The organism is Methanoregula sp. (genome assembly GCF_002835825.1).
Classification (GTDB): domain Archaea; phylum Halobacteriota; class Methanomicrobia; order Methanomicrobiales; family Methanospirillaceae; genus Methanoregula.
The window spans coordinates 1-1,125 of record NZ_PIZH01000685.1 but is presented as its reverse complement, the minus strand read 5'-3'; the positions used below and the strand labels follow the sequence as shown (position 1 = coordinate 1,125).

Here is a 1,125-nt window from a genome sequence, read left to right as displayed (position 1 = left end):
TACGTAACCAGGGCAGAAAGTTCGTCGGGTTCTATTGTGTTTTTGCCCCGCAGGAACTTATCGTGGCAGCGGGCGCAGTGCCGGTAACCCTCTGTTCCACGAAGGAAGAACCCATTGCCGATGGGGAAAAATACCTGCCGAGGAACTTCTGCCCCTTGATCAAATCCTCCTACGGGTCTGCCATCACGGAGAAGTGTGCGTTTTTCAACAACTCCGAATTTATTATCGGGGAGACCACCTGCGACGGGAAGAAAAAGATGTTCGAACTCATGGAGAAGTTCAAGCCGATTGTCGTTCTCGAGGTCCCGCAGAGTGCGAAGGGAGAACCGCAGAAGCAGTACTGGCGTTCAGAAGTAGCCCGCTGTAAAAAAGAGATCGAGCAGCGCCTCGGTGTTACGATCACCGATGAGAAGATGAACGCTGCAATCAGGGAACTCAACGAGCAGCGGGCACTGATGCGGGAACTGGCATCCCTCAATACCGCAAGCCCGGTACTGGTGTCAGGCCAGGATCTCCTCAAGGTGATGTGGGCAAGGAATTTTGTCTTTGATCGTCCCGCATTCAACCAGCACATCAGAGACCTGATCGCCGAACTTGGGAAGATGAAGGCCAGTGGCGAGGGGGCATTCCCGAAGACTGCTCATCGTATCATCGTCACGGGAGTCCCAACGGGGATCGGTTCTGACAAGGTCATTAAGATTATCGAGGAATCCGGCGCAGCGGTGGTTTATATCGAGAACTGTGCCGGCATGAAACAGTACCTGCATGATGTGGCCACGGGCGGTTCCCCGCTCGATGCGATCGCTGATAAGTACCTTGAAACACCCTGCTCCTGCATGAGCCCGAACACGGGAAGACTCGAACTCCTTGCCGGACTGGCAGACGAATACCATGCAGATGGTGTCGTGGACATTACCTGGGTTGGCTGCCACACGTACAATGTCGAATCCCGCGTTCTGAAGGACTATCTCGCGAAGCATGGGAACGTGCCTCTCCTCCAGATCGAGACCGATTACTCCCAGGGAGATGTCGGCCAGATCAGGACCCGTGTCGAGGCATTTCTGGAAATGGCAAAAAAACACTGATACCATTTTTATCCGGTCTCTCTCTTGTGTTCCCACGCCA

Annotated in this window: 1 protein-coding gene; it reads left to right on the top strand. The window is 54.0% G+C overall.

Annotation, left to right across the window (positions count from 1 at the left end):
* The coding region (locus CW742_RS14435; RefSeq protein ID WP_292421573.1) for a double-cubane-cluster-containing anaerobic reductase at window positions 1–1,085 on the top strand (1,085 nt) is incomplete at its 5' end.
* Window positions 1,086–1,125: the final 40 nt, after the last annotated feature.